The 1136-nt window shown below is 59.5% G+C and carries 1 protein-coding gene; it reads left to right on the plus strand.

Features of this window, described 5'->3' with window-relative positions; all coding sequences use genetic code 11:
- Positions 1 to 73 precede the first annotated feature (73 nt).
- Positions 74 to 1132 (plus strand): IS4 family transposase, encoded by a 1059-nt coding sequence (locus K7W41_RS23300; RefSeq protein WP_224612929.1) that lies wholly within the window; start codon positions 74 to 76, stop codon positions 1130 to 1132.
- Positions 1133 to 1136 lie beyond the last annotated feature (4 nt).

Below are 1136 nucleotides of genomic sequence, written 5' to 3' on the forward strand. Positions count from 1 at the left end.
CCCACCAGCCTCTCTAGGGGTCAAAAGTGGGATGGGGGGATGAGAAGTCGGCTCCTGTACGGTGTTTTCTGCGATGAAGAACACCCGGAGCCGACCGCCTCAGTCTAGCCTCTATGCCCTGCTCGCTCAGCACTTTCCCCTGGACCCTCGTCGGCTGACCGTCCTGAGCGCCCTCATCCTGTCCGTCATCCGGGCCCGCAGCGTTGTCCTGTACCAACTCGTCCATATCGTCGATTTACCAGGCTCGGATGACACGGTGTACCAGCGTCTGAAACGCTTCGTGCAGTTCACCCTCCCAGACCTCCTCGTTGCCCGCTTCGTCTTGGCCCATCTCCAAAACGAGCAGCAGTTGCTGCTCGTCCTTGACCGGACCAATTGGAAGTGGGGTTCTGCAGACATCAACATCCTCTTGCTGAGTGTCCGCTGGCAAACCTTCAGCTTTCCATTGGTGTGGACGCTGTTGCCGCACAGTGGCAACAGCAATACGACGACCCGGATTGCCCTGGTTGAGCAGGTCGTGCCTTTGCTGGAGGGCCGGAAAGTGCTGTTGGTCGCCGACCGAGAATTCATCGGCAAGGAGTGGTTCGTCGCCCTGCGCCGCATGAACATCTCCCCAGTTATCCGTCTCCGGGCCGACAGTGTGGTGGAGGGTTCGCCCGTCTGGGTCAGATTCAAGAAACTCCAGCCGGGTGAGGTGCGGGTCTGGTACAAGTCCGTCCACGTCTACGGTGTCACCCTACGCGTTCTTGCGTGCAAGAACGCCTTCGGCCAGACCCTCTTCCTGGCCTATCAGGGCCATGCAGGACCTGCCTTGAAATGCTACGCCTTGCGCTGGACCGCAGAAAACATGCATCAAGCACTCAAATCGAGAGGTTTTTTTCTGGAAAGCACCCACCTGACCCAGCCCGCTCGGGTCTCGACCCTCCTGGCCGTCGTCGCCCTCGCCTTTGTGTGGTGTTGCCTCGTGGGTGAGGTCGAGGAGCACCGTGACCCGTCACGCTGCCTCAAGCACGGCTACCCACCCAAAAGCCTCTTCAGACGCGGCCTTGATGCCCTTCGTACAACACTGAGCAAGCCGAAAAGTGGCTCTGGTAGAGCATTTCCCCTCTTCCTCGCCACTTTTGACCCCTAGAGAG

It is taken from the genome of Deinococcus multiflagellatus (assembly GCF_020166415.1).
GTDB classification, from domain to species: Bacteria; Deinococcota; Deinococci; order Deinococcales; family Deinococcaceae; genus Deinococcus; species Deinococcus multiflagellatus.